Below are 583 nucleotides of genomic sequence, written 5' to 3'. Positions count from 1 at the left end.
TGTTTTGCTTTCTGGATTGGCACCTAAATGACCAATTAAAATCACTTTATTAAGCATGTTTGTAAGTTCCATTAAATAATGTAAAGATCATAACATGTTTTATGTGTTTTTACAATGTTTTCAGTTAGCTAATAACAATTATTTAAAGTGTTACATTATGTTCTAAATCACTAAAGCGTGTAAAATCGGATTGAAAGGCAAGGGGAACGATTCCTGTCGGACCATGGCGTTGTTTTGCTATAATAACCTCGGCTTTACCCTTGGCTTGCTCCATTGCATCTTGCCATTTGCTATACTCAGCAGTGCCTTCTTTGGGTTCTTCATTTTTGAGATAGTATTCTTCGCGATAGACGAACAAAACAATGTCGGCATCTTGCTCGATTGAACCAGATTCACGTAAATCGGATAATTGGGGACGTTTATCGGTTCGGTTTTCAACTTGACGCGAAAGTTGTGACAGAGCAATGATGGGAATATTGAGTTCTTTTGCAAGTGCTTTTAATCCGGTGGTAATGGCTGTAATTTCTTGAACGCGATTTTCTAATGAACGCTTTGAACCGCTTGTCATGAGTTGGATATAATC

At 37.4% G+C, this 583-nt stretch carries 1 protein-coding gene; it reads right to left on the bottom strand.

Annotated features, from left to right (window positions below):
* Positions 1-142 precede the first annotated feature (142 nt).
* Positions 143-583 (bottom strand): DnaB-like helicase C-terminal domain-containing protein (locus tag ACFIKR_RS09595; RefSeq protein ID WP_375659673.1); only part of this gene is annotated, 441 nt, incomplete at its 5' end.

The organism is Bartonella sp. MR30HLJHH (assembly GCF_042194195.1).
Lineage (GTDB): Bacteria > Pseudomonadota > Alphaproteobacteria > Rhizobiales > Rhizobiaceae > Bartonella > Bartonella grahamii.
Note: the sequence above shows the minus strand (reverse complement) of the source record. Positions and strands in the feature narration are given on the sequence as shown.